Source organism: Marimonas lutisalis, from assembly GCF_005434965.1.
Taxonomy (GTDB): Bacteria; Pseudomonadota; Alphaproteobacteria; order Rhodobacterales; family Rhodobacteraceae; genus Marimonas_A; species Marimonas_A lutisalis.
Genome location: NZ_SKCI01000002.1, coordinates 430,001 through 454,713 on the forward strand (window position 1 = coordinate 430,001; position 24,713 = coordinate 454,713).

At 60.0% G+C, this 24,713-nt stretch carries 21 protein-coding genes, 1 tRNA gene, 2 rRNA genes and 5 pseudogenes (1 of these 29 cut by a window edge); 17 read left to right on the forward strand and 12 right to left on the reverse strand.

Annotation, left to right across the window (positions count from 1 at the left end):
• The 4 genes from E0501_RS10195 to E0501_RS10210 all read left to right on the forward strand — a co-directional run.
• Positions 1-2,272: ribosomal RNA gene (locus E0501_RS10195) — 23S ribosomal RNA — on the forward strand; it begins 1,152 nt to the left of the window's first position.
• A gap of 80 nt (positions 2,273-2,352) precedes the next feature.
• Positions 2,353-2,467 (forward strand): 5S ribosomal RNA (gene rrf, locus E0501_RS10200).
• 82 nt (positions 2,468-2,549) lie between these two features.
• Positions 2,550-2,626 (forward strand) — tRNA-Met (locus E0501_RS10205).
• A 563-nt stretch (positions 2,627-3,189) separates the two neighbouring features.
• The gene (locus E0501_RS10210) at positions 3,190-3,429 is read left to right on the forward strand and encodes a glycosyltransferase family 2 protein (protein ID WP_137701269.1); all 240 of its coding nucleotides are present in this window, start codon (positions 3,190-3,192) and stop codon (positions 3,427-3,429) included.
• Here the strand turns inward: E0501_RS10210 and E0501_RS10215 are convergent.
• Complete coding sequence (locus tag E0501_RS10215) at positions 3,356-4,288, reverse strand: acyltransferase family protein (protein ID WP_137701270.1); 933 nt, start codon at positions 4,286-4,288, stop codon at positions 3,356-3,358. The genes E0501_RS10210 and E0501_RS10215 overlap by 74 nt on opposite strands.
• A gap of 887 nt (positions 4,289-5,175) precedes the next feature.
• Between E0501_RS10215 and E0501_RS10220 the strand changes: the two genes are divergently transcribed.
• The 5 genes and pseudogenes from E0501_RS10220 to E0501_RS10240 all read left to right on the forward strand — a co-directional run bounded on the left by E0501_RS10220 (position 5,176) and on the right by E0501_RS10240 (position 9,333).
• Positions 5,176-5,688 carry an O-methyltransferase gene (locus tag E0501_RS10220; RefSeq protein ID WP_137701271.1) on the forward strand — a complete coding sequence of 171 codons (513 nt, stop codon included), beginning with the start codon at positions 5,176-5,178 and terminating at the stop codon, positions 5,686-5,688.
• 27 nt (positions 5,689-5,715) lie between these two features.
• Positions 5,716-5,916 (forward strand): hypothetical protein, encoded by a 201-nt coding sequence (locus E0501_RS10225; protein WP_137701272.1) that lies wholly within the window; start codon positions 5,716-5,718, stop codon positions 5,914-5,916.
• A 191-nt stretch (positions 5,917-6,107) separates the two neighbouring features.
• On the forward strand, positions 6,108-6,950 hold the full coding sequence (locus tag E0501_RS10230; RefSeq protein WP_137701273.1) for a hypothetical protein: 843 nt from the start codon (positions 6,108-6,110) through the stop codon (positions 6,948-6,950).
• A gap of 129 nt (positions 6,951-7,079) precedes the next feature.
• Positions 7,080-8,264: pseudogene (locus tag E0501_RS10235) on the forward strand (IS3 family transposase).
• 271 nt (positions 8,265-8,535) lie between these two features.
• Positions 8,536-9,333: a hypothetical protein gene (locus tag E0501_RS10240; protein ID WP_137701274.1), complete on the forward strand. Its 798-nt coding sequence runs from the start codon at positions 8,536-8,538 to the stop codon at positions 9,331-9,333.
• 195 nt (positions 9,334-9,528) lie between these two features.
• On the opposite strand, the pseudogene E0501_RS10245 reads toward E0501_RS10240, so the two are convergent.
• Both E0501_RS10245 and E0501_RS10250 read right to left on the reverse strand, forming a co-directional pair.
• A pseudogene (locus tag E0501_RS10245) lies at positions 9,529-9,696 on the reverse strand (integrase core domain-containing protein); the annotation flags it as partial.
• 47 nt (positions 9,697-9,743) lie between these two features.
• A pseudogene (locus E0501_RS10250) lies at positions 9,744-10,018 on the reverse strand (transposase); the annotation flags it as partial.
• A gap of 58 nt (positions 10,019-10,076) precedes the next feature.
• Here E0501_RS10250 and E0501_RS10255 point away from each other — a divergent pair.
• Positions 10,077-10,323, forward strand: a pseudogene (locus tag E0501_RS10255) (integrase core domain-containing protein); the annotation flags it as partial.
• Between the two features lie 62 nt (positions 10,324-10,385).
• Positions 10,386-11,126: a hypothetical protein gene (locus E0501_RS10260; protein ID WP_205123481.1), complete on the forward strand. Its 741-nt coding sequence runs from the start codon at positions 10,386-10,388 to the stop codon at positions 11,124-11,126.
• A 189-nt stretch (positions 11,127-11,315) separates the two neighbouring features.
• On the opposite strand, the gene E0501_RS21685 is transcribed toward E0501_RS10260, so the two are convergent.
• Positions 11,316-11,447 carry a hypothetical protein gene (locus E0501_RS21685; protein WP_268888886.1) on the reverse strand — a complete coding sequence of 44 codons (132 nt, stop codon included), beginning with the start codon at positions 11,445-11,447 and terminating at the stop codon, positions 11,316-11,318.
• A 202-nt stretch (positions 11,448-11,649) separates the two neighbouring features.
• Here E0501_RS21685 and E0501_RS21745 point away from each other — a divergent pair, with 202 nt between their 5' ends.
• Positions 11,650-11,829, forward strand: a complete 180-nt coding sequence (locus tag E0501_RS21745) for an FAD-binding oxidoreductase (RefSeq protein WP_137701276.1) — start codon at positions 11,650-11,652, stop codon at positions 11,827-11,829.
• Between the two features lie 6 nt (positions 11,830-11,835).
• On the opposite strand, the gene E0501_RS10270 is transcribed toward E0501_RS21745, so the two are convergent.
• Positions 11,836-12,540: a GntR family transcriptional regulator gene (locus tag E0501_RS10270; RefSeq protein ID WP_137701277.1), complete on the reverse strand. Its 705-nt coding sequence runs from the start codon at positions 12,538-12,540 to the stop codon at positions 11,836-11,838.
• Between the two features lie 216 nt (positions 12,541-12,756).
• Here E0501_RS10270 and hutH point away from each other — a divergent pair, with 216 nt between their 5' ends.
• Positions 12,757-14,292: a histidine ammonia-lyase gene (gene hutH / locus E0501_RS10275; protein WP_137701278.1), complete on the forward strand. Its 1,536-nt coding sequence runs from the start codon at positions 12,757-12,759 to the stop codon at positions 14,290-14,292.
• 27 nt (positions 14,293-14,319) lie between these two features.
• On the opposite strand, the gene E0501_RS10280 is transcribed toward hutH, so the two are convergent.
• Together E0501_RS10280 and E0501_RS10285 are read right to left on the reverse strand one after the other, a co-directional pair.
• Positions 14,320-14,937: a sugar transferase gene (locus E0501_RS10280; protein WP_137701279.1), complete on the reverse strand. Its 618-nt coding sequence runs from the start codon at positions 14,935-14,937 to the stop codon at positions 14,320-14,322.
• Positions 14,934-15,803 (reverse strand): NAD-dependent epimerase/dehydratase family protein, encoded by an 870-nt coding sequence (locus E0501_RS10285; protein WP_161594598.1) that lies wholly within the window; start codon positions 15,801-15,803, stop codon positions 14,934-14,936. The genes E0501_RS10280 and E0501_RS10285 overlap by 4 nt, the downstream gene beginning before the upstream one ends.
• 185 nt (positions 15,804-15,988) lie before the next feature.
• Here E0501_RS10285 and E0501_RS10290 point away from each other — a divergent pair, with 185 nt between their 5' ends.
• The gene (locus E0501_RS10290) at positions 15,989-17,014 is read left to right on the forward strand and encodes a polysaccharide biosynthesis/export family protein (protein WP_137701281.1); all 1,026 of its coding nucleotides are present in this window, start codon (positions 15,989-15,991) and stop codon (positions 17,012-17,014) included.
• An 8-nt stretch (positions 17,015-17,022) separates the two neighbouring features.
• On the opposite strand, the gene E0501_RS10295 is transcribed toward E0501_RS10290, so the two are convergent.
• The 5 genes from E0501_RS10295 to trhO all read right to left on the reverse strand — a co-directional run bounded on the left by E0501_RS10295 (position 17,023) and on the right by trhO (position 21,644).
• On the reverse strand, positions 17,023-17,814 hold the full coding sequence (locus E0501_RS10295) for an ABC transporter permease (RefSeq protein WP_137701282.1): 792 nt from the start codon (positions 17,812-17,814) through the stop codon (positions 17,023-17,025).
• The gene (locus E0501_RS10300) at positions 17,807-18,574 is read right to left on the reverse strand and encodes an ABC transporter ATP-binding protein (protein ID WP_137701283.1); all 768 of its coding nucleotides are present in this window, start codon (positions 18,572-18,574) and stop codon (positions 17,807-17,809) included. Before E0501_RS10300 ends, E0501_RS10295 begins: the two co-directional genes overlap by 8 nt.
• A 53-nt stretch (positions 18,575-18,627) precedes the next feature.
• Positions 18,628-19,644, reverse strand: a complete 1,017-nt coding sequence (locus tag E0501_RS10305) for an ABC transporter substrate-binding protein (protein WP_137701284.1) — start codon at positions 19,642-19,644, stop codon at positions 18,628-18,630.
• 78 nt (positions 19,645-19,722) lie between these two features.
• Positions 19,723-20,673: an acetamidase/formamidase family protein gene (locus E0501_RS10310; protein ID WP_137701285.1), complete on the reverse strand. Its 951-nt coding sequence runs from the start codon at positions 20,671-20,673 to the stop codon at positions 19,723-19,725.
• A gap of 65 nt (positions 20,674-20,738) precedes the next feature.
• Entirely contained in the window at positions 20,739-21,644 is a 906-nt protein-coding gene (trhO, locus tag E0501_RS10315) for an oxygen-dependent tRNA uridine(34) hydroxylase TrhO (RefSeq protein ID WP_137701286.1), read from the reverse strand.
• A gap of 110 nt (positions 21,645-21,754) precedes the next feature.
• Between trhO and pncA the strand changes: the two genes are divergently transcribed.
• The 3 genes and pseudogenes from pncA to E0501_RS10335 all read left to right on the forward strand — a co-directional run bounded on the left by pncA (position 21,755) and on the right by E0501_RS10335 (position 24,657).
• On the forward strand, positions 21,755-22,351 hold the full coding sequence (gene pncA, locus E0501_RS10320) for a bifunctional nicotinamidase/pyrazinamidase (RefSeq protein ID WP_137701287.1): 597 nt from the start codon (positions 21,755-21,757) through the stop codon (positions 22,349-22,351).
• A gap of 372 nt (positions 22,352-22,723) precedes the next feature.
• Positions 22,724-23,581, forward strand: a pseudogene (locus tag E0501_RS21815) (PAS domain-containing protein).
• The gene (locus tag E0501_RS10335; protein WP_137701290.1) at positions 23,578-24,657 is read left to right on the forward strand and encodes an ATP-binding protein; all 1,080 of its coding nucleotides are present in this window, start codon (positions 23,578-23,580) and stop codon (positions 24,655-24,657) included. The pseudogene E0501_RS21815 and the gene E0501_RS10335 overlap by 4 nt, the downstream one beginning before the upstream one ends.
• Positions 24,658-24,713 lie beyond the last annotated feature (56 nt).

Below are 24,713 nucleotides of genomic sequence, written 5' to 3' on the forward strand. Positions count from 1 at the left end.
AGTGTCCAGTCTTGTGACGGCGTACCTTTTGTATAATGGGTCATCGACTTGGTCTTACGAGCAAGCTTAAGCCGATAGGTGTAGGCGCAGCGAAAGCGAGTCTTAATAGGGCGAATGAGTTCGTGGGATCAGACCCGAAACCGAGTGATCTAGGCATGGCCAGGCTGAAGGTAAGGTAACACTTACTGGAGGGCCGAACCCACATCTGTTGAAAAAGATCGGGATGAGCTGTGCCTAGGGGTGAAAGGCCAATCAAACTCGGAGATAGCTGGTTCTCTGCGAAATCTATTTAGGTAGAGCGTCATCCGAATACCCCGGGGGGTAGAGCACTGGATGGGTAATGGGGCCCCACAGGCTTACTGATCCTAACCAAACTCCGAATACCCGGGAGTACTAGATGGCAGACACACTGCGGATGCTAACGTCCGTAGTGGAGAGGGAAACAACCCTGACCTCCAGCTAAGGCCCCTAATTCATGGCTAAGTGGGAAAGCAGGTGGGACGACCAAAACAACCAGGAGGTTGGCTTAGAAGCAGCCATCCTTTAAAGATAGCGTAACAGCTCACTGGTCTAAATAAGTTGTCCTGCGGCGAAGATGTAACGGGGCTCAAGCCATGAGCCGAAGCTGAGGATGCCGTAAGGCATGGTAGCAGAGCGTAGTGTGACATAACTCCTATCCTCTTTAGCACCCTTCGGGGTGCCTTGGAGGACAAGGAGTTTTCTGTGAAGCCGGCGCGTGAGCGATCCGGTGGAGAGATCACTAGCGAGAATGATGACATGAGTAGCGACAAACAGGGTGAGAGACCCTGTCGCCGAAAGTCCAAGGGTTCCTGCTTAAAGCTAATCTGAGCAGGGTAAGCCGACCCCTAAGGCGAGGCCGAAAGGCGTAGTCGATGGGAACCAGGTTAATATTCCTGGGCCAGGAGGATGTGACGGATCGTGAAGGTTGTTCACCCTTATCGGATTGGGTGGGCCGCTGATCGGTTCCTGGAAATAGCCCTCCATTAGATCGTACCCTAAACCGACACAGGTGGACTGGTAGAGCATACCAAGGCGCTTGAGAGAACGATGTTGAAGGAACTCGGCAAAATACCTCCGTAAGTTCGCGAGAAGGAGGCCCAGTTCCTAGGCAACTAGGGGCTGGGGGCACAAACCAGGGGGTGGCGACTGTTTACTAAAAACACAGGGCTCTGCGAAGTCGCAAGACGACGTATAGGGTCTGACGCCTGCCCGGTGCCTGAAGGTTAAAAGGAGGGGTGCAAGCTCCGAATTGAAGCCCAGGTAAACGGCGGCCGTAACTATAACGGTCCTAAGGTAGCGAAATTCCTTGTCGGGTAAGTTCCGACCTGCACGAATGGCGTAACGACTTCCCCGCTGTCTCCAACATCGACTCAGCGAAATTGAATTGCCTGTCAAGATGCAGGCTTCCCGCGGTTAGACGGAAAGACCCCGTGCACCTTTACTACAGCTTCGCACTGGCATCAGGCCATGCATGTGCAGGATAGGTGGTAGGCTTTGAAGCAGGAACGCCAGTTTCTGTGGAGCCAACAGATGAGATACCACCCTTGCATTGCTTGATGTCTAACCGCGGTCCGTTATCCGGATCCGGGACCCTGCGTGGCGGGTAGTTTGACTGGGGCGGTCGCCTCCTAAAGAGTAACGGAGGCGCGCGAAGGTTGGCTCAGAGCGGTCGGAAATCGCTCGTTGAGTGCAATGGCAGAAGCCAGCCTGACTGCGAGACTGACAAGTCGAGCAGAGTCGAAAGACGGCCATAGTGATCCGGTGGTCCCGAGTGGAAGGGCCATCGCTCAACGGATAAAAGGTACGCCGGGGATAACAGGCTGATACTGCCCAAGAGTCCATATCGACGGCAGTGTTTGGCACCTCGATGTCGGCTCATCTCATCCTGGGGCTGGAGCAGGTCCCAAGGGTACGGCTGTTCGCCGTTTAAAGAGGTACGTGAGCTGGGTTTAGAACGTCGTGAGACAGTTCGGTCCCTATCTGCCGTGGGTGTAGGATACTTGAGAGGAGTTGCCCCTAGTACGAGAGGACCGGGGTGAACGATCCACTGGTGGACCTGTTGTTGCGCCAGCAGCAGTGCAGGGTAGCTATGATCGGAAAGGATAACCGCTGAAGGCATCTAAGCGGGAAGCCCCCCTCAAAACAAGGTATCCCTGAGGGCCGTGGTAGACCACCACGTCGATAGGCCGGAGATGTAAGCACAGTAATGTGTTCAGTTGACCGGTACTAATTGCCCGATAGGCTTGATTTGATCCAGTAGAAGCCAGGTTTCTACGGATCCGAAAGCATACATCCCGTATGCCTGACTTGGATTTCGAAGGTTTTTTTCGGTTTGGTGGTCATAGCGAGAGCAAAACACCCGGTCCCATTCCGAACCCGGCCGTTAAGTGCCTTAGCGCCGATGGTACTGCGTCTCAAGACGTGGGAGAGTAGGTCACCGCCAAACCTAAAAAGACCTTCGAGAGATATCTCTCTGACGATGTGCAGCCTCAGACCTTACCGAATTTGGCCCGAGGCGCAAGAATTGGCGCGGGGTGGAGCAGCCCGGTAGCTCGTCAGGCTCATAACCTGAAGGTCGTAGGTTCAAATCCTACCCCCGCAACCAAACTTACCGAACCATGGTCAACATCGCCAAGCGTCTTCGGCTGGGTCGCTTAGATCAAGGCCGTGAGCGACCCCACGACTCCCAGCGTCAAACCGCCATGGACGGTGACATGCTCGATCAACTGAACCGCTATTTCTTTTTCAAGTGTGCTTAAATGCGTTTACACGACGGTAGCCACCCGGCCATCCCTTGCACGACAAGCAACTCAACCTGCGGCAGCTTCGTGACAATCTATTCTGGCTTGTGCCGCTTCGAGCCATTCTAATCCCCCTCCTTCCTAAACATAATAGCAGATCACTACAGATGGCGAAGTTCACCGTAGAAAGGTAACAGCAGCGCAGAGAGGTTTTTTGTGGATATTATCCTCCGGATCCCGAGGCTGAACAGCAAGTCCAGTGCAAACTGCGTGTTGTGCGCGTCAATGAGAGTACTGGCAGGTATTCATTGTCAAAAAAGCGGCTTATGTTGTCTGAGAGAATCGTCGGATGCGTGCAGCAGTGGCCGGTGTGGTAGGTTCTGGTAGCATAGCACCAAGAATGCGCTGGTTTACAGGGCGGTCGGAGATGACGGCGACATCCTTTCATCGATTTGAAGGTCGGCCAGCGATTGCGGGTCTATGTTCTATCGTTTGTACAACCTGCAACCATGCCCAGTTTTCGGCTGCGGCTATCGAAAGCATTGCTGCCCAAGACTATTGGCCAATTGAGATAATTGTGGTTGATGACGGGTCTAATGATGATAAGGCGCAGATTGTCCGTGTGGCACTTGAGTCTGCGCAAGTTCCTTATCGAAAAGAACTTTGATGTTTTTCTTTCGCAGTATTTCTAATAGCTTTTCGGTGACGTTTGGGATGCATGCTTTGCTGACAACACCATATGAATTCGGATGCAAGCCACGGGCCCATTGGCGATATATCTGGGCCATTACGAATTCAGTGCGCATGAATTTGGGCGGCGCCCTTACTCCAGACAACTGCAAATCAAAGGTATCTTGCAGATGGGGCTGTATCATGGCAACCAATTGATGCGCCCGCATATTTGTAGATCCCTGTAGCTGCTTGTTTGCCGAGTAAACGAAATAGACGGTTTTCAATGGTCGTCCCTTCTGCTCCCTGCCCCTTTGCAGCTCGTTTAAGTGGTAAACCCAACTCTTCTGTAGGGCAAGCTGCTTGCCGATGTTGCGGGGCATGGCTTTGGCAAATTTGGCACAAAAGGCGCGCACGGGTTGCGCGCCTTTTGTGCCTGCTCCAATTTGACCTCTCTGTTTGAGTAGGTTGGTGTGGCGGTTGCCGCTGATATCGCGCCGGAAGGCGATGAATGCGCAGAGCGACCCGGCAAAGAGCTCCCATATTCGCGAAAACTTGAAAAAGAAGTTTTCCTCGGGGAAGTATCTCAATGCCCATTCGCCGAGCAGGAGAGACAGAATGGCCAGGGTCCCGACAACCGAAATGTGTTTCTGCCGTCGAAATGCGCTGAGCAAAGCCTGCAGCAGCGGGAACAAGAGATAGAATTGTTCTTCGATCGCCAGACACCAGGTATGCAACAGAGGACGTAACTCTGATGCCTGGTCGAAATAGCCGGAAAATCCAAGAAAATGTACGTTGGAAACGAAAAGCGAGGCGACGGCGACGCTGCGCATGAAGTCGTCATATGCGTCGGGCATCAGCCATGCCCAGGCGAAAGGCACAGTCGCGGCCAGCATCACAAACAGGGCCGGCAGAATACGGCGCGCCCGGCGTTAGTAGAACCCCAGGTTGCTGAATCGGCCCTGGGCACGTTCTTCGATGATGGTCGAGGTAATCAGAAAGCCCGAAACGACGAAAAAGATATCGACCCCGACAAATCCCCTCCGAGAAAATCTACAGCCCGGCACGGGCCAGCACGCCGCTTCCGACGGCGATGGCGCGCAGACCGTCGATTTCAGGTCTGTACTTCATGCTCGGCACCTACTCGGCTTGCCCGTGACACCTACCTCTTTCGCCTCTGCCAAACCGCGCCAGCGTCCAGACACGACAATAGCAATAGACCGGCCGTGACAACCCTCTCATGGGCGCCAGCGCGATCCCATTCCAGCTGTGAAGCCTATAGCGTCGTTGCAGCGGAAGGCCCATAGCAATCCGACAGCCGCGCGCTCGCCACTACAAATCATTCGCGCCTTTGCGGCGAGAAATGAAAGCCGTGCGCTCATACCGGTCTACTAGCTGCCGATATTGGACAGCAGCAACCGAGCGCCTTGGGCGGTCATGTGTCCGTTGCCCCAGGCCGTCGGGATAATCTCTCCATCCGCTTAGATCGTCGCCAGGCGCCCGTCGGAATTGTACAGAACCTCGAACGGATCGACAAACCCGGTTTCCTGCGCTTTGGCAATAGCGCAGCGATATCCGCTTGGTCGCGGCTAAGCTGATCGAGCGCCTCAGAGATTGCCCTTCTCGGCTTCCGTCAATAACAACTTGTCGAGCTTCAGAACCGGCGGTATTGACGGAAGGAGGCCCACAACATTGGAGCTACCTGATGTGATTGCGGTGATCCAAGTGTAGGGGGGTGGGTTTCATGGCGCGCAAGGCAATAAACCGAATTCTAAAGGCGTGCTGCCGTCGCAAGCTCCTGAAGGCCTTGCCCGACATCCAAGATGAGCTTCGTGCCTACGCTAAGGGGTCGGATACCACAGGCACGCAATGGATCACGCTTTGGCTTGCCGTCAAAGGCATTCTTAAGTACCAACCACGGCTCGTTCTCGAATCCGGCACTGGTGCGTCGACGATCGTGCTGGCCTCCGCACTGAAAAAGCTTCAAGCCGAGAATCCTTCCTACGATGGCCGGATTGTCAGCATGGAAAGCGAAAAGGAATGGTATCTTATAGCCCGCAATAACCTGCCCGAAAAATACGCAGCTACGGTCGAGATCATCCACGGTCCACGCAAGGTTTATTATTGGGCCCTGTTTCGCGGCTACATTCACGACAAAATCCCGGATCTGCCGTTCGATTTCTTCTTCCTCGACGGCCCCGCCTTCCAGGATGAATACGGCTCCACCTTCTGCGCGGATGTGTTCTACGTTGCCTAGAACTCTACGCAAGATATCCTGCGTGGCGTGATCGACGGGCGCGCCTCTTCCGCCTTTGTGCTTCAGACGCTGCTGGGCACCGGCGCCGCGCGGTACTTTTTACCCAACATGGCCGGGCGATTCGCTTTCGAGCCTGCACGCCTACGGCGTGAATTCATGACAACCGATTTCCGTGCCGACCTCAGAGGGCGACTGCGGCTCAAGCGGTTCAGGAAACGCCGCGGCTGATATTTCAGCAAGTATTTCAGCAAGCGGAGGTTCGGATCAATTTGACGGTATAAACCGAATGATCTACCCAAAGCAGAATGCGAACCCGTCTAACGTATAACACGGACTAAACCATATCTTTGGCAAATCCGGTCGTCTTGGATGACGCAAGTTTTGATAAGATCAAACAAAGCATGTCGGGAGGAACGAACATGAAACAGGTATTGAGGCTTCCGAAAGCCCTGTTGCGCCGCTATCGCGTCGCGCGTGTTGTTGACGGTATCGACAGCAAGTCTGACGAGCTCGCAACTTACGAGAAAAGCAACATGCCGCAAGGGATGTACAAGTCGACGATCGACGATGTTCTCGAAAGTCCCGGCTTGGCCGAAAAAATGCGTCAGTCCGAATTGCGCCGACTTCCGAAAGACGGCGAGCGCATTGTCCTGTCGTGGGATCTGCCACCCTTCATGTGGGAGGCGTTGCTTGGCAGCAAGACGCTTTCCGACATGGTGACCGCGTATATCGGCCCAGATGTGCGCCTCGATGACGTCTATCTTAAAACGGTGCTGGATGGCTATGATGCTACCTCAGAGGGCTGGCACGATGACAATGTCGGCTACAGGGTCAAGGTGTTCATGGTGTTCGATACTGAAGGGCAGCCCGCCGGCACCTATGTTCAGCCCACGCCGCGGCCGCATCCCTACCGGGTGCAGCTTGTCGACGAGATTGCGCGCATTATTAAGAAACCCAAAATGGACCATCGCCCGGGTGAGCTGCTGATGAAATACGAGGCCGGGGATTGCCTGGTGTTCGACACCAACATTCCCCATCGTGGCGATTTCAGCTCGGGTAAGGGCGTGCGCTATTGCGTGATCGCCGAGTTCATCGACCGCAACAAATCTGACGCCCTTCGTGGCCGTGCCCCTTGCGGGCCGGGGCAGGGCAAACGCAAACTCACAATTCCCGCGGGTCTCTCCATCGATCCGGCCAGCCATCAGTTGATAGATCAGAACCTGCTATCAAAGGCGAACGGTGCCTATCAATACGGCTATTGATCCCGGAGATCGGATCCAATGGCGTGAAGAACCTGCATTAACGTCCCGCGATCGACGGGCTGTGCGCCATCTCTGATCCTCCCCCACTGAAGTGGTCCGCCGTTATGTTTAGGAAGACGGAGGATGAGAATGGCTACGAAGCGACACAAGCCAGAAGAGATTGTCACGAAGCTGCGGCAAGTTGAGGTGCTTGTCGGGCAAGGCATGGCCCGGGTGGATGCGATCCGCGGGATTCGCATTACCGAGCAGACCTATTGCCTTATCGCTGGCGCAAGCAGTATGGCGGTATGGGAACCGACCAACTCAGGGAACTGAAGCGCCTCCAGAAAGAGAACGAACGGCTGCGGAAAGCCGTATCGGATCTGACGCTGGACAAGTTGATCCTGGCGGAGGCCGCAAAGGGAGTGAGGGCCGTCTTGGAAATGGTCCAGTGGACCATTTCAGGCCTAAACGGGCGGAGCCCCTGAGCCCGGCTCGTCGTCGTGCCTGTATCGACCATGTTCGCAACGAGCTGGGCATCTCGGAACGTCGGGCTTGCCGAGTGCTGTACCAGCATCGCTCGACGCAGCGCAAACTACCTAGGGGTCGGGCTGATGAAGAGCGCCCGGTCGCTGACATGATCGAGCTGGCTCGCCAGTTAGGTCGTACGGTTATCGTCGGCTCGCGGCTCCGCTGAGAGATGCGGACTGGGAGGTCAACGACAAGCGTGTCGAACGGCTGTGGCGGCGAGAGGGGCTGAAGTTTCCAATGAAGCAACCGAAGAAAGGTCGGCTCTGGCTGAATGACGGGTCCTGCGTCCGCTTGCGGCCGGAGTATTACAACCATGTCTGGAGCTATGACGTCGTGCATTGCCGGACGGAGGACAGAAAGGTCTTCCGGACGCTCAATATCCTGGACGAGCACAGCCGGGAGTGCCAGGCGATCAGGGTGAAGCGTAAACTGAACTCAGGTGACGTGATCGACGTCTTGAGCGACCTGTTCATCCTGCGAGGGGTGCCAGCCTACATCCGGTCAGACAACGGCCCGGAGTTCGTGGCGCAGGCAGTTCAGGACTGGATTGCCGCCGTCGGCGCGAAGACTGCTTACATCAAGCCTGGGTCACCCTGGGAGAACGGATACTGCGAGAGCTTCAACGCCAGGTTCCGCGATGGGCTCCTAAATGGGGAGGTCTTCTACAGCCTGCGTGAGGCGCAGATCCTGATCCAACAATGGAGGAAACACTACAACATAAAGCGTCCACACAGCGCTCTGGGTTATCGACCCCCTGCGCCAGAAACCATCGTCCAGATGGACCAAACGCCGGTTATGCACTAACACTCAAACTGGACCACTCAGGTGGGGCTGATCAATTGCTCGGGGCTTTTTTGTCTCGGCTTGCGTGCAACGCAATTGGTTTTTCTTAGTACGTCGCGCAGCGATAGACACTCCCCAAACCTTTTTTCTTCGAGCACAGCGAAAAACTTCTATGTTAGGTTCCTTGCGGTGAATCAAGCGCATGTCTGCAGGCGAAAAAGGCGATTTGACAGGTTCAACCAAAGCCAGCCATATCTTCTTGTAAGTTAATCCAGTTATTCGGGGAAGAAACATGACGAAACAAGAGATCGAAGCAATCCTTCATATCGGCTTGCACAAGACCGGAACAACGTCCTTCCAAGCTGTAATGCACAATCACAGGCAGGACTTTCTCGACGCCGGGATCGATCCTTATCGTTCGCCCAGTGACGAGAAATCTGGCCGGGCAAAGCATGGTGATCTCGCTTTCGCAGTGATCCGCAAAGGGGTTCTGGATCTAGATCCATCAGACATTCTGCACAGTTTTGATCAGGATACCTGTTATGAAAGAACTCAAAAGGCGCTCGCCGCTTACATATCCTCGTCGGAGTACGACCGCTTTCTCTTCAGCACAGAGGCGCTTTCGTTGCTTCGAACTTCCGAAGAGCTTGAGAGACTGAAATCTCTTTTCCCAGGTTCTGTCACCAAATTCACCATAATCGTGGTGCTTCGTGACAAGGACGAATGGTTGAAATCCTATTATAACCAAATGATAAAATCCAATTTGCGGTCTTCTCCAATTTCAACCTCGTGGTTGTATTTTGGACAGGGCACATGGCTTCTCGACTTCGAACAAACCATCGAAACATATAGGGCTGCATGCGACACAGTAACTGTTCTTGACTATGACCATGATGATATGGTGGGTCTCATCGCGCGCCACTTGCGTGTGAATCTCACGATAAATACGCAAGCGTATCGACGGAACAAATCTGCACGCTTTCCTCGCGCAATGAAAAAACCACGTAGTGTCTTTCGACGAATTTTCGGTAGTGAAGATCAGGGCATCCGGCGTCGCATGCGTGATTGGCTAGAACGACATCACAGCTAGATTTAGTTGAGCGAACTCATCTTCTGAGGCGCCATTTGGTCCTCCCCCACAGAAGTGGTCCGCCGATATGCCTAGGAAAATGGAGGATCAGAATTAACCTGCCCCCCGAGGCTCCCTCATTCATAAAGAGAGTCTGCGGGTCTGTGCGCTGCTCCCCAAATTTGGATCGTCGGAAGCTGGAATTTTCCGACTTTTTCACGATGACGGGCTGGTTACGCCATCGGGGTAATGTACGGCCATCGGGACGTTGTATCCGAACGCACTGTGGGGTCTGTCCTCGTTGTAGTGTCTACGCCAATCCTCCAGCTTTTCGCGGGCATCCGCAAGGCTCATGAACCAGTGCGCGTTAAGGCATTCCGCCCGTTCAGGCCTGAAATGGTCCACTGGACCATTTCCAAGACGGCCCTCACTCCCTTTGCGGCCTCCGCCAGGATCAACTTGTCCAGCGTCAGATCCGATACGGCTTTACGCAGCCGTTCGTTCTCTTTCTTGAGGCGCTTCAGTTCCCTGAGTTGGTCGGTTCCCATACCGCCATACTGCTTGCGCCAGCGATAAGGCAATAGGTCTGCTCGGTAATGCGAATCCCGCGGATCGCATCCACCCGGGCCATGCCTTGCCCGACGAGCACCTCAACTTGCCGCAGCTTCGTGACAATCTCTTCTGGCTTGTGTCGCTTCGTAGCCATTCTCATCCTCCGCCTTCCTAAACATAACGGCGGACCACTTCAGTGGGGGAGGATCATCGGAGCCAAGATCGCTTACATCGAGCCAGGATCACCCTGGGAGAATGGCTACGGCGAAAGCCTTCAACGCCCGGTTCCGCGATGAGTTCCTCAACGACGAGGTCTTCTACAGTCTCCGAGAAGCGCAGGTTCTGATCGAACAATGGAGGAAACACTACAACACGAAGCGTTCACACAGTGCATTCGGCTACCGCCCTCCAGCCCCTGAGGCCATCCTCCCGGTGGACCCTAGGCTGGTCATGCACTAACACTCAATCCGGACCACTCAGGTGGGGCTGATCAGAATCGGAAGACCTTACAGGATTACTAAATGCCTTCAAAACTCATAATTGTAGACGTCGGAACGCATATGGCCCAAGAATATAAAGCCCTATTCGCGCATTCGCGATACGAGTATTTTCGCCACTGGGTGACACACTTGAATCGTATTCGTCGGGCGGGCGGTAAAGCTTACAAACTAAGTCGATTTCGCGAATTCTTAGTCGATACGAAATGGCTCAAGACGAGACGGAGAGATGTAACCTATATTATGGTTGAACCAAATGCGCGGCTTTTTGCTTTGCCCGTCTACCGCGAGTCTGACATTTCGTTCAACATTGCCTTGTCCAAGGAACCGAATATCCTATCGTTGCGCCAGTTATTCCTTGCTGGTGGTGAACTTACGGGCCAAGGTAGTTCGCTATTTGTTGAGAAACCCAATGTGAACACCTCCGAATTTGACTGGGTAATAAATGTGGATGCCAAGCATTTCGCAGACCAAGTCTACAAAGCGATCGGCGATGAAGTGACCTGCCCGTTGCTATTGAGAATCAACAACGAGGGCGCGGAAGTCGAAGTCATTGAAAGCTTTTTCGAGCGCTTCGGTACTCGACTCGTGGGTGTTTTAGGTTCGCTTTGTGATGTCGAAAAAGTCAAGGGAGCTTCGGCGCTTGAACAACTTTACCAATTTATGAATGACCGAGGCATTCCATTCATGCCGCTGCATTCCGACTTCGCAACATGGCCAGAAGCTGCCCGTTTTGTTCGAACAATGATTGAGAAACAGAGCTGATTTGCAACTCATTGTTTGTGGGCAAAGCGGTCGAGCTGCCGAACCAACAAGATTGCCCCATTGGTCAGATGCGCCAGTTCAACAGGCGTTTCTCGATCTCGGTGGTCGTAACCGACACGGCGACCTTCAAGCACTGATTGGATCACGACGCTCGCAAACAACCGCTCAAGATCGTAAAGATATCCGCCTTTAGGATGTGGGTGTCGATGCCGCATTTTGCGCCTGGAACCTCAACGCGACCATCGCCAGCCGGCACAGCAACAAGCCCAGATGCTTGAAGAGGAGGCCCGACTCCCACAGCTCGCTAAAGGTGGTCAGCACGTACGAGGGAAGCGGCAGCTTGAGGTTGGAAATCTAGCCCACCCGCTTGCCCCATTCGGTTAGCGCAATTTGTGAAGGTGTCTGCCGAGGTTGTGTCGCGATGGATCGCAACCCATAATCCGCACACGGAAAGCGCATGGTGCAGGTGGCGTGCCTGATGATCCCCGCGCTCGAAGAAGAGGCCTTCGACATCTGATCGGGCATGCGGCTCAGCTTTCCCGATCGCCTGCCGGCGTTGGGGCAACCTGGCCTTTTTGCGGGCTTTGGACACGGCCACAGGGGTTTCATGATGGGCCCGAAGACGGGCGAGGTGCTGGCAGACCTGATGCAGGGCCGCGATCCCGGGGTCGACCTGTCTTCCTATGCCGTCAACCGGTACTGAGCGGCCCTAGATCAGTGTCTTCATGCCGTAGCCAGGCGCAAACAGTTGGCGCACGGTCGTCAGCCGGGCCTCTCCGCGCCATGTCGTCCGCTTCGTCACGAACAGGGCGGCACCCGGGCGACATTCCAGCGCGCGGGCCTCGGCGGCGGTGGCCTCGGTGGCGGCAAAGGTGATGTCGCCGCCCTCGACCGGAACGTTAAGCACCAGCCATTCGTTGGGGCTGATCCGGGTGAAATCGGCGGTCAGGGCTTCGGGCACGCTCTCGGGGTTGATCCAGCGATCTTCGAACGCGTACGGTTTGCCATCGGCCATATGCAACCCCACCACGTGAAGCATGGCCTGCCCGGACGCAGCATTCAGACGTGCGGCCACCTGCGGCGGGGGGGCTTCCAGCGCACACTCGATCAGACGATAGGCATGGGTTTCGCCGCGCGCCTCGATCTCGATCCGGATCACCGGAATGTCCAGCGTTGCCTTGCGCACCGGGTGCAGCGCCACGCGGCTGCCCGCACGCCTGCGGCGTTCGATCAGGCCGCTATCGGCGATGTCGCGCAGCGCGCGGTTCATCGTGGCCCGCGCGCAACCGAACTCGCGGGCCAGGTCGGCCTCGTGCGGGATCGGCTCACCCGGTTTCCAGTCGCGGCTCTGGATGCGGCGTAGTACCTCGTCGCGCACGGATTGCCAGGTGGTTTGCTGGCTGGTTCGGGCCATCAGGTGCTCCCCGGCGACGTTGTGGCGGCGTAGATTGTCCTTATCGAGATCGCTTGACTCCTCGAATATGTATATACATAAAAAAATAACGTTCCCACTCGCGAAAAGGCAAGCCATGAGTCTCACAGGTGAACCCGTTGCCGGACTGCACCCGGGTGTGTGCAGTGCCTGCATTGCCCTTGCCCCACTTCATCCGCCCATCTTCGGAGGGCAGGCATGACGATCACCCTGATCCCCGGGTCCACCCCGATAGCCGCACTGGAAGCGATCTGGCGAACGGACGACACCATGGCGCTTGATCCCGTCGCGCGCCCCGCGATCGAACGCGCCGCGCAGATCGTGCAAGAGGCCGCGCAGGGCGACGTTGCGATTTATGGCGTGAACACCGGGTTCGGCAAACTCGCCAGCGTGCGCATTCCCGCACAGGACACCGCCCAGCTGCAACGCAACCTGATCCTCAGTCATTGCTGCGGTGTGGGCGAGGTTCTGGAGACGCAAACCACCCGCCTGATGATGGCGCTCAAGCTTCTGTCGCTGGGTCGGGGCGCCAGTGGCACGGCGTGGGAAACCGTCGCACTGATCGAAGCCATGCTGAACCGTGGTGTCGTGCCAGTGATCCCCTCGCAGGGCTCGGTCGGGGCGTCGGGCGACCTGGCGCCGCTCGCGCACATGGCCGCCGTAATGATCGGCGCGGGCGAGGCGACGGTGGATGGTATGCGTCTGCCGGGCGAACAGGCGCTGGCGCGGGCGGGGCTGAAACCCGTCACGCTCGGCCCGAAAGAGGGGCTCGCCCTGATCAACGGCACGCAGTTTTCCACCGCCTGTGCGCTCGCCGGCCTGTGGCAGGCCTGGGAAAACCTGCGCGCGGCCACCGTCACCGGCGCGCTTTCGACCGATGCGATCATGGGCTCGACCGCGCCGCTGAACCCGGCCATTCACGCGCTGCGCGGCCATCGTGGCCAGGTTGATTTCGCCAATGCGCAACGGGCCTTACTGGACGGTTCGGAAATCCGCGAGAGCCATCGCGAAGGCGACACGCGCGTGCAGGATCCCTATTGCATCCGCTGCCAGCCGCAGGTGATGGGCGCGGCGCTCGACCTTCTGCATTGCGCGGCCAGGACGCTTGAGGCTGAGGCGAACGCCGTCACCGACAACCCGCTGGTGCTGGTGGACACCGGAGAAATCGTCTCGGGCGGCAATTTCCATGCCGAACCGGTGGCCTTCGCTGCTGACCAGATCGCGCTGGCCCTGGCTGAAATTGGCGCGATTGCACAGCGCCGCGTGGCGCTTATGGTTGATCCCACGCTAAGTCACGATCTGCCGCCATTCCTGACACCCGCGCCGGGGCTCAACTCGGGCCTGATGATCGCCGAGGTGATGACGGCGGCGCTGATGAGCGAGAACAAGCACCTTGCCACCCCCTGTTCGACGGATTCGACACCGACCTCGGCGAACCAGGAGGATCATGTCAGCATGGCCGCCCATGCCGCGCGGCGCCTGATCCGGATGAACGCCAACCTGTCGGTCATCCTCGGGGTCGAGGCGCTGACCGCGGCGCAGGGGGTTGAGTTCCGTGCACCGCTGAAGACCAGCGCCGCCTTGCAGGAAGTGATGGTCCGCATCCGCGCCGAGGTGCCAAGGCTCGACGCCGACCGCTACCTCGCCCCGGATATCGAGGCCGCCGCGGCCATGGTACGCAGCGGCCGCCTGGCACATGGCTTTGATCTGCCGGAGCTGGGAGAGGCTGCGTGAGCCTTGGCGGCGAAGCAAGGCTGAAACCTAACGCCTGTGCAGCGATATCCGGCGAATGACCGTCGCCACCATCAGCTTGATATCATAGCAGATGTTGCGGTTGCGGGCGTAAATCAGATCGAGCCGCGCCTTGGCCGGCACGCAGCGCCGCGTATAGACGGCTTCGGTCTCCTCGGGCGTCGCGCAGCTGGCCAAGAGCCGCTCTTCGGTGCGGTGAAAGGCCAGCGTGGCCAGGCCGGTGATACCGGGGCGCGATTTTAGAACCTCGCCATAAAGCTCCGGAAACTGCTCGACATAGCGGCGCAGCGGCGGGCGGGGGCCGACAAAACTGATATCGCCGCGCAGCACGTTCAGAAGCTGCGGCAACTCGTCCAGCCGCGTGCGCCGCAGAAACCGGCCCGTCGTGGTTATGCGCGCGCTCTTATCACCGCCCGAAACACCGCTGTCCTGGCGGACCACACGCATGGTGCGGAACTTCCACAGGTTGAAGGGATGGCCCGGCGCTTTCATCCGTTCGGCCACGTAAAAGACGGGCCGCCCGTCGCGAAGCAGGATGACCAATGCGATGATCGCGATGACCGGCGCCAGAAGCACCGATAGGGCCAGGGCCAGGGTCAGGTCCAGCGCGCGCTTGGCCGGGGTCATGTCAGCGTCTCCCCGCCATGCGCGGCGGCGATGATGTCTTCGGCTGTGGCGGCCTGTTCGTCCAGTTGAATGATCCGCGACAGGCGTTCCGTGGCAAGCGCCACGCGCCGGGCGGCGCTCTCGGGGGCGGGGCGCCATGCCAGCTCGCGGTTGGCCGCGCGCACGATTGCCTCCATCGCCACGTCGCGCCGGCCTGCCACGTTCACCACATCAGGCAGCGCATCGCGCGGCGCGGCGAGCAACGCCTCGATCACCCGCGCCAGCGTGGGCGCGGTGACATAGGACCGCCAGGGGCCTTGCCCATCGTCGAACCGGTCCAGCGTGATGGGGCCGGTGGCATGCGCAAGGGCAGCAAACAGGCTGTCGGCGCCCGCGACATTGGCCAGCCGCATGACCACGTTACGTGGCCCATCCGGGTGGCGGGCCTGCCAGGCGGCAATCTCGCGCTCCATCTCCAGCTTGGCCTGGCCATAGGCGTTGATCCGCCCGCCGGCTTCATTCTCGCCCAGCGGGTCCGGTCCGGGCTCATATACTGCCGAGGACGAACAGTGCAGCACCCGCTCGGCCCCCAGATCGGCGGCTAGGGTCATGGCCGTGTGGGCCAATCTGATGTTGTCGGCCAGATCACGCCCCGGCCCGGGCGTCACGCCCCACAGCGCCAGAATAGCCTTTGGTCGCGGCACGTTATCCGGGAATGGCTGCCCGGGCGACCAGGTTATCCCGCCCGCGGGCGCGGTGGCTCGGTATTGCCAAAGGGGATGAAACCCGCGCGGTCCGCCTCGCTCCCACTCACGGGCAAGCAACCGGCCCAGCTTGCCGCTTGCCCCGAGGATCAGGAGCTCTGGGCGGTGAGTCTTTCCTGTCACGTTTTCCATTCAAAGGGCCGCCGGTGCAATCAGCACTGTTTGTTACAGCATATAGCATGTAAAAGACCAGCAACACCAATCAATGGCCTCCGGGGGGATGTTCATTGCGCCAATCTGCCAAGTCGTTTCTGGCGATTTTCGCCCTTTTCCTGTTGTCTGCCTGTTCGCTCCCGCGCGGGGCCGCGATGGTATCCGAAATCGTCAAGGAGCAGGACAAGGAAACCCCCACATTCCAGGTGGTCGAGGTCACGCGCGCTCAGCTCGATGCTCTGTCGGAATGGCCGATGACGGGCTGGCATGGCAGCTACCGCTGGTTGCCGGCCGGGCGCGGTCCGGTGTCTCCGATCATCCGGGCAGGTGACAAGATCGACCTGATCATCTGGGACAGCCAGGAAAACTCGCTTCTAACCAATGGCGGCTCGAAGGCCGTCAACATGCCCGAGATGACGGTGTCGTCTTCCGGCACGATTTTCGTGCCTTACCTGGGCGATGTGGTGATTTCCGGCAAGACCCCGGATGCCGCGCGCAAACAGATCCAGACCGAATTCAGCCCGATCGCCCCCGACGCACAGGTGCAACTCGCCCACAACTCGGGCCGCGGCAACTCGATTGATCTCGTCAGCGGTGTCAGCGCCCCGGGCAGTTATCCGCTCGAAGGACGCAATATCACCATCCTGTCGGCCATCGCCCAGGCGGGTGGCGTCTCGGGTGCGTTGCGCAATCCGCTGGTGCGCCTGATCCGCGGCGGCAAGACCTATGAAATCCGCGCCGAGACCCTGTTCGAGAATGCCACAAAAAACGTGCTGGTGCGCGGTGACGACAAGATCCTCGTGGAAGAGGACAAGCGTTATTTCACCGCGCTGGGGGCCACGGGAAGCGAAGAGCTGGTCTATTTCACCAAGGAACAGATCACCGCGCTCGAGGCGATGTCGATCATCGGCGGGCTGGCCGACAATCGTGCCAACCCGCGCGGTGTGCTGGTGCTGCGCGAATACTCGAACAAGCAGCTGCGCAGCGATGGCCGCGGCCCGTCGATGCATCAGGTCGTCTTTACCTTCGACCTGACATCGGCAGACGGGCTTTTCGCGGCGCGCAATTTCCAGATCCACCCAAAGGATACGGTGCTCGCCACAGAATCCCCGGTCAATGCGGCGCGCACGATCATGGGGCTTCTGGGCACGGCGGTCGGGCTGTCGAACCAGCTTGACTAAAGGATCGGTCAGTTGCGCCAGTTCAGCAGGCGCTTCTCGATCTGGGTGATCGCGGCCGACACCGCGACACCCAGTACCGACAGGATCACGACGCCCGCAAAAAGCCGCTCCAGATCATATAGCGATCCGGCTTCCAGGATATAGGCACCGATCCCGTATTCCGCGCCCAGCATCTCGGCCGCGACCAGCAGAATGATCGCGATGGCGAGGCTGACGCGCAGGCCCGACAGGATGCCGGGCATCGCCCCCGGCAGCACGATCTTGCGTACGATCGACCACCAGCCCAGGCCAAAGCTCTGCCCCATGCGGATAAGCGTGCGGTCGACATTGTCGACCGCGCCATAGGTGGCGACCACCGTGGGCGTGAAGGTGCCAAAGGCAATCAGCGCGTATTTCGATCCTTCGTCGATCCCGAACCAAATCACGAAAAGCGGCAACAGTGCGATTTTCGGGATCGGGAACAGGGCGGCCACCAGCGGCACAAGCCCCGCGCGCACATAGGAAAAAAGCCCGATCAGAACCCCCACCGAGATGCCGACCGAGGCGCCCAGGGCCGCACCCACCGCCAGCCGGCTCAGTGACGGCCCCAGATGCTTGAACAACAGGCCCGATTCCCACAACTCGCCAAAGGTGGCCAGAACATCCGAGGGGCGCGGCAGCGTGAGGTTTGATATCCAGCCCGTTCGCGTGCCCCATTCGGCCAGCGCGATCAGCGCGGCAAAGACGACCAGGCCGACCCAACGGCGCGTCTGCGGGCGAAAACCGCCGCCACGAAAGGGCACCGGGCGCGTCTCAGGCATGGGCCAGCTCCGCATCCGCCGCGCGCGCTTCATCGCGCATCAGTTGCCACAGGTGCTGTTGCTTGGCGGCCAGGTCGGGGTGGGACATGTCGCGCGTCTCAAGCGGTTCATCGATCTCCACCACCTCGCGGATCGCGCCGGGGCGGCGCGACAGCACCACGATGGCATGGCCCAGACGCACCGCCTCGGCCAGGTTGTGGGTGACGTAAACGGCGGTAAAGGGCGCGCGTGTCCACAGGCCGATCAAGTCGTCCATCAGCAATTCGCGCGTCTGCGCATCCAGCGCCGAAAGCGGCTCATCCAGCAGCATCACCGCGGGGTTCACCGCCAATGCGCGGGCAATGGCCACACGCTGTTTCATCCCGCCTGACAACTGACGGGGCAGGGCGCCCGCGAAATCCGAAAGCCCGGTGCGCGCCAGCACGTCGGCGATGATCTCGTCCTGCCGTGTGCGGCCCAGCCGGTGATCTTCCAGCGCCAGCGATATGTTGCCCGCAACCGTGCGCCAGGGCAGCAGGGCGAAATCCTGAAACACGTATGTCAGCGGGTTCAGGCATCCCTCGGGCGGCGCGCCGACCTGCAGGATTTCCCCGGCATCGGGCCGTTCCAGCCCGCCCATCATCCGCAACAGCGTGGATTTGCCACAGCCCGATGGCCCGACGATACAGACGATCCTGCCCTCGGGAATCGTCAGGGTGATGTCGCGCAATACCTCTGTCCCGCCATAGGCGTGACTGACCTTGCTCAGACGAAGTTCCATGCGTGTACGCCCCGGGCAGTGGGCACGGCCCCGTGGGGCCATGCCCGAACGCCTTACCCCATCGTTTTCACGTAAGAGGTATCGACCAGCTGATCCATGCTCACGTCGCCGACCAGTCCTTCGGACTTGAACCAGTTCAGCTGATCCTCGACCGAAGCGCTGTTCAGCGCCGCGCCCGGGTTCAGGCGCATGGTGCCATTGATGATCGATGGCGCCGCCTTTTCGCGGGGGCGGTCGGTGTAGACGTATTTGTGAATCAGATCGACCATCTCGTTCACGCCTTCGTCGCCACCGGCCTTGTCGATCATGGTGCTGTTGTAATCGTCCACCCCTTTCGAGAACCCGGCAAGGAAGCCCTTGGTCATGTCGGCTTCGTCACTGGCGTTCTTCGATGAGGTGAAGACAGTCGTCACCTGGTAGTTCGGCAGGTAATCCGAGATGTTGCCGATGATATGCACCGCACCCGAGCCGGCCAGCGGCTTGGCGATATGCGGCACGATCGACCAGGCGTCGATCTGGCCCGATTTCAGCGCGCCGATCACCGCGCCAACCTTCTGCAGCGGCTTGAAGGACATTTCCACGCCCTCGGCAGCGGCCACCTTGCTGCCCATGTAGTGGAAGGACGAGCCGGCGGTCGTCATGCCAAAGGTCTTGCCGCCCAGCTGTGCGGGGCTGGTCAGCCCGGCCTGGAAGGCTGCATCGCTGGCGAGGATCTTCTGCCCGTCGATGCCGGGTTCTTCGCTCAGCGCACCACCGATCACCTTGATCGCGCCCTTGTCGGCAAGCGAGATCAGCCCGCCCGAGATTGCCGTGACGGCGTAATCCACATCTCCGGATGCGATAGCCACGGCCATCGGCTGCGCCGCCTGGAAGAACTTCAGCTCGACGTCGAGACCGGCCTCGGCGAAATAGCCGCGTTCGACACCGATGAAGCTGGCCGAGTGCGAAGTGAAGCGCAGCGCGCCGACGGTGATCTTGCGATTGGCGGCAATCGCCGGGGCGGCCAGTGTGCTGGCCGCGGCGGCCGCACCCATCAGGCCCAGCGCGTGACGGCGGTTCATATGGGTCATGGGGTATCCCTCCCTGTGGTTAACTCCCTTGCGCGAGTTAACCACCAATGCACCGGGGGCGGAAGGGAAAACGGGGCGTCAGGCCGCCGGGCGGTCCAGCAGGGCTTTCTCCATCATCATGTGAATGCCTTTGTTGCCGTTCACCGTCTGCGTCACCCGCAGGTCACCGGCCAGCGAACACAGCATATAGGCATCCTCGCGGCCCAGGCCCGTGCGTTCCGTGATCCACAGGATCATGTCGCGCAGCGCCATCTCGGCGCAGCGGTTCAGATCCTCGTGCATGGCCATGCTGATCACATGCGTCGGCGTTTCGGCCCGGGGATAGACCCAGCCCAGGTCATCACGCACGGTCATCCGGAAGGTGCCGGTCAGCGCGGTCTCGATCGCGGTCACGCAGACCTCGCCATCGCCTTGCGCGGCGTGCCCATCGCCGCACCAGAACATTGCGCCCTCGTTGAAGACGGGCAGGTAGAGCGTTGTGCCCGCGACCAGTTCCTTGTTGTCGATATTGCCGCCATGGGCGCGCGGCTGGATGGTGGAAATCCGGCCCCAGTTCGGCGGCGGCGCCACGCCCATCACGCCGAAAAACGGAGCGAGCGGCAGGGTGAGCCCCCAGGACAGCCGCGCCTGCATCGCGTCGAGGTCCAGCGGAATGATCTCCACCCGTCCTTGCGGAAATTCCTCGGGCAGCGTGCCCGCCAGCGGCCGGATCAGGTTCCAGCCCCAGTCCTGCCGCAGTCTGACATCCAGGATATCGACCTGCAGGACATGCCCCGGCATCGCGCCGCGCACCGCGACCGGCCCGGTCAAGATATGGCCCGGCAACATCCGCTCGGATCGCGCGTGGATGTCCCAGAGCTCGGGCGGAATGTGAAAGCCGGCGTCCTTTGCCGGCACATGGTCGGGCCCGCCCGACACGGTTTCGACGGTCACGGTCTCTCCGCTGTCGATCTCGATCGCGGGCGGAAGTGTGGGGTCGAAATACCCCCAGGCACAGGTGTCCGGGCTGGCGGTCAGGCGATGTGTCATGCGGGTGTCCCCTGTTGGTTCACCGATCAGTTGACACGATTATGCGGCTTTGGGGAAGGCCCCGTTCAGGCGCTGCGTAAATGCTGCTCGCCGCGCGCTTCGGCCAGGCGGATCTGTTTCTGCCGCTCGCGGAACCGCGCCTTGTCGGCCTCGCTGGTCTCCTCGACGCAGTGATGGCAGCTCACCCCGTGCTCATACTCCGGGCGCTCCATGTCCGCGGGCAGGATTGGCCGGCGGCAGGCATGGCACAGGACATGCGGCCCTTCCTTCAGGCCGTGGCCCACCGACACGCGGTTGTCGAAGACAAAACACTCGCCTTCCCAGGTGCTCTCGTCTTGCGGCACCTCTTCAAGGTATTTCAGGATCCCGCCCTTCAGGTGGTAAACCTCGTCGACGCCCTGTTGCAGCAGCCAGTTCGTCGATTTCTCGCAGCGGATCCCGCCCGTGCAGAACATCGCGATCCGCTTGTTGTGAAAGCGGTCCTTGTTCGCCTCCCACCAGGCGGGGAAATCGCGGAAACTGTCGGTTTCCGGGTCCACTGCGCCCCTGAAGGTGCCGATCGCGACCTCGTAGTCGTTGCGCGTGTCAATCACCGCGACATCCGGGCTCAGGATCAATTCGTTCCAGTCCGCAGGCTCGACGTAATGGCCCACCTTGGCGGTTGGGTCCACGTCGGGTTGGCCCATCGTGACGATCTCTTTCTTCAGCTTCACCTTCATCCGGCGGAAGGGTTGTTCGCTTGCCGGGCTGTCCTTCCAGACGATGTCGTTGCAGCCGGGCAGGGCGCGGATATGCGCCAGCACGCGGTCCAGCCCCGCGACCGCCCCCGCAATCGTGCCGTTGATCCCCTCGCGCGCCAAAAGAAGCGAGCCGGTGATGCCATTGGCCTCGCACAGCTGCAAAAGCGGCCCGCGCAGGGCTGCGGGATCGTCGAAACGGGCAAAGTGATAGAGGGCGCGGCAGGTATACATGCGGGCGATTTACGCCTCTTGCCCTTGTCTGGCAAGGCCCGCGCGCTGCGGCCAGTTGACCTCGTCCGGCCTTGCGGCCAGTCTCGGAGCACCCTGTAAGGAGGCGCAGCATGACCCAGGCCCTGATCGTGATCGACGTGCAAAACGATTTCTGCCCCGACGGCGCGCTCGCCGTACCTAGTGGCGATGAAATCGTGCCCGGGATCAACGCCCTGATGCAGCAGATTCCGTGCGTGGTGCTGACCCAGGACTGGCACCCGGGCGATCATGCCTCGTTCGCCACACAGCACGCCGGCAAATCGCCCTATGACATAGTCGACATGCCCTACGGCCCGCAGGTCCTCTGGCCGGATCACTGTGTCTGGGGCAGCGCTGGCGCCGCTTTTCATCCCGACCTGCACACCGATCCGGCCGACCTGATTATCCGCAAGGGCTTCCGCCGCGAGGTCGACAGCTACTCGGCCTTTTTCGAAAACGATCACGTCACGCCCACGGGGCTCGAAGGCTATCTGCGCAATCGTGGCATCGAGCGGCTTACCCTGGTCGGGCTCGCCACCGATTTCTGCGTGGGGTATTCGGCGCTCGATGCCGCGCGGCTTGGGTTTGACGTCACCGTCCGGCGCGATCTGTGCCGTGCAATCGACCTCGACGGCTCGCTTGCCGCTGCGGAAAAGTCCATGCGCGAGGCCGGCGTAGCGCTGGTTTGATCCAGTTCAGGCCCGGACCGCGATTGCCGTTTTCTTAACCTCTCACCGGCTAGGACTGTGCCGACCGATTTCAACGGGGGGCGGCGCGGCACCATGGACGCGGATATCCGTGACATCGAAGCCCAGATCGAAGAGTTCGACAGGCGCAACGGCCCGGCGGGCCGGTTCGAGCGCTACGCGCGGGGGCGCGTCGCGCATGTCTGGCGTCGCCAGTTGATGACATTGATGGGCGCGGTGGCGCTTTTTGCTTTTGCCGGGCCATGGTCAGGGTTTGCCGCAGCCTTGATCGCCCTGCTGGGCGAAGCCGTTGATTGCCTGTTCCTGTCACGCGTGCCTCAAGCCATCGCGCAGGGCAAAAATCTCCGAAGGCTGATGCGTCTGGCTACGCTGACCGCCGGGTTGCAGGCGATGACGATCGGCGTCTGTATCACGATTGCCTGGTACGGCGTGGAGGGCCACATCGCGACCGGTTTCGCGCTGGCTTTTGCAACCGGGGCCGCGCTGAACGCGGGGCTCGTGCTTCCCTTTCACCGTTTCGCGGCATTCGCGCGGCTTGCCATCTACGTGGCCAGTGTCACTGTCCTCCTTATGGCCGATGCGATCCGTTTCGGCGCATGGTCGCCGCGTATGTCCTATGATCTGATCGCAGCGCTGATCCTTGGGTATGTCGTTCAGGTTTTCCTGACCCATGTCACAACCGGGCAGGAACGTCAGACCCGCGCGCGCCGTGACCTGCTCGATCACAGCCTCGAACTGGCTCGCGCTTACGATGACCTGCAGGACCAGCAGCGCGAGGTGCGCAATCTTGCCCTCGTGGCTCAACACGCCCATGACAGCGTTATCATGTCCGATCCCTCTGGCCGTATCCATTGGGTGAACGACGCCTTCACGCGGATCACCGGCTATGCCCTGGACGAGGCCATCGGCCGCCGTCCGGCAGATATTCTGAATGGCCCTGCAACCTCTGACGAAACCAGCTAGGGCATTGCCCGGGCGGTGCGCGCGGGCACGTCGCACCGGGCCGAGATCCTGAATTATCGCAAGGACGGCCGGCAGATCTGGATCGAAACCAACCTTGTGCCGGTCCTAGACGAAGCAGGCCGGGTCGAGCAGGTGATCGCCATCGAGCGTGATATCACCGCCGCCGAGACGCACGAGGCCGAACTGGCCGAGGCCAAGCGTGCCGCCGAGCAGGGCGAAAAGACCAAACGCAATTCCTTGCCACGATGAGCCACGAGATCCGCACGCCGATGAACGGCATAATCGGCATGGCCGACCTGCTGTCCGAGGCCGACCTCGACCGCGAAAACCGGCACTATGTCGAAACCATCCGCCGCTCGGGCGAGGCGCTCCTGACGATCATCAACGACATCCTCGACTTTTCGAAACTGGACGCCGGCAAACCCGCGCTTCACGCGGTCGAGTTCGTGCTCGAAGACTGTATCGCGGCGGCGCTGGCCATCCTGCGGCCGCAGGCGCGCGCCAAAGGTCTCTGGATCGATCTCGAGGTGCATGGCCCGCTACCGGCCCGCGTGATCGGCGATGACGGTCGGCTGCGCCAGATACTGATCAATATCGTGGGCAACGCCATCAAGTTCACCACGACCGGCGGTATCAGCGTGGACGTTTCGGCCGAGGCGCGGGCTGACGGGCATCTGCTGCGCTTCTTGGTGCGCGACACCGGCATCGGAATCGCGCCCGACCGGCTGGCGCATATCTTCGACGAATTTGCCCAGGCCGATTCAGACACCACGCGGCAATACGGCGGTACCGGACTGGGCCTGTCGATCTCGCGCCTGCTGGCGCGCGAGATGGGTGGTGATATTACCGTCACCTCGACGCCTGGGCAGGGCTCGTGCTTTGCCATCAGCGTGGTGTTCTGCGCCGTGGTCGAGACCGTGACCGCACCCCCAGCCAGCCCATCCATCCCCGAACCTGCCGCCGGCCGCACCGTCCTCGTGGCCGAGGACAACCGCACCAACCGCCTGCTGGTGCGCAAGTATCTCGAGGGCCTGCCGCTGACCCTGCTGTTTGCCGAAAACGGGCGCGAGGCGGTCGAGATGACACGCGTGCACGCCCCCGACATCATCCTGATGGATATGTCGATGCCGGAGATGGACGGCCTCGCCGCCACCCGCGCCATCCGCGCCGAGGCCGCGGCGCAGCCCCGCATCGTCGCGCTGACGGCCAACACCTTCGCCAGCGACAAGGCCGCCTGCCTGGGCGCGGGCATGGACGGGTTTCTCACCAAGCCGTTGCGCCGGGGCGATCTTCTGGCGGCCCTCGCCGCGCCCGGCTCCTCGTGATTTCCCTTGGAGCGCCCCGGTGATCTGTCCTAGAACGGGCGGGCATCTGCTCAGAA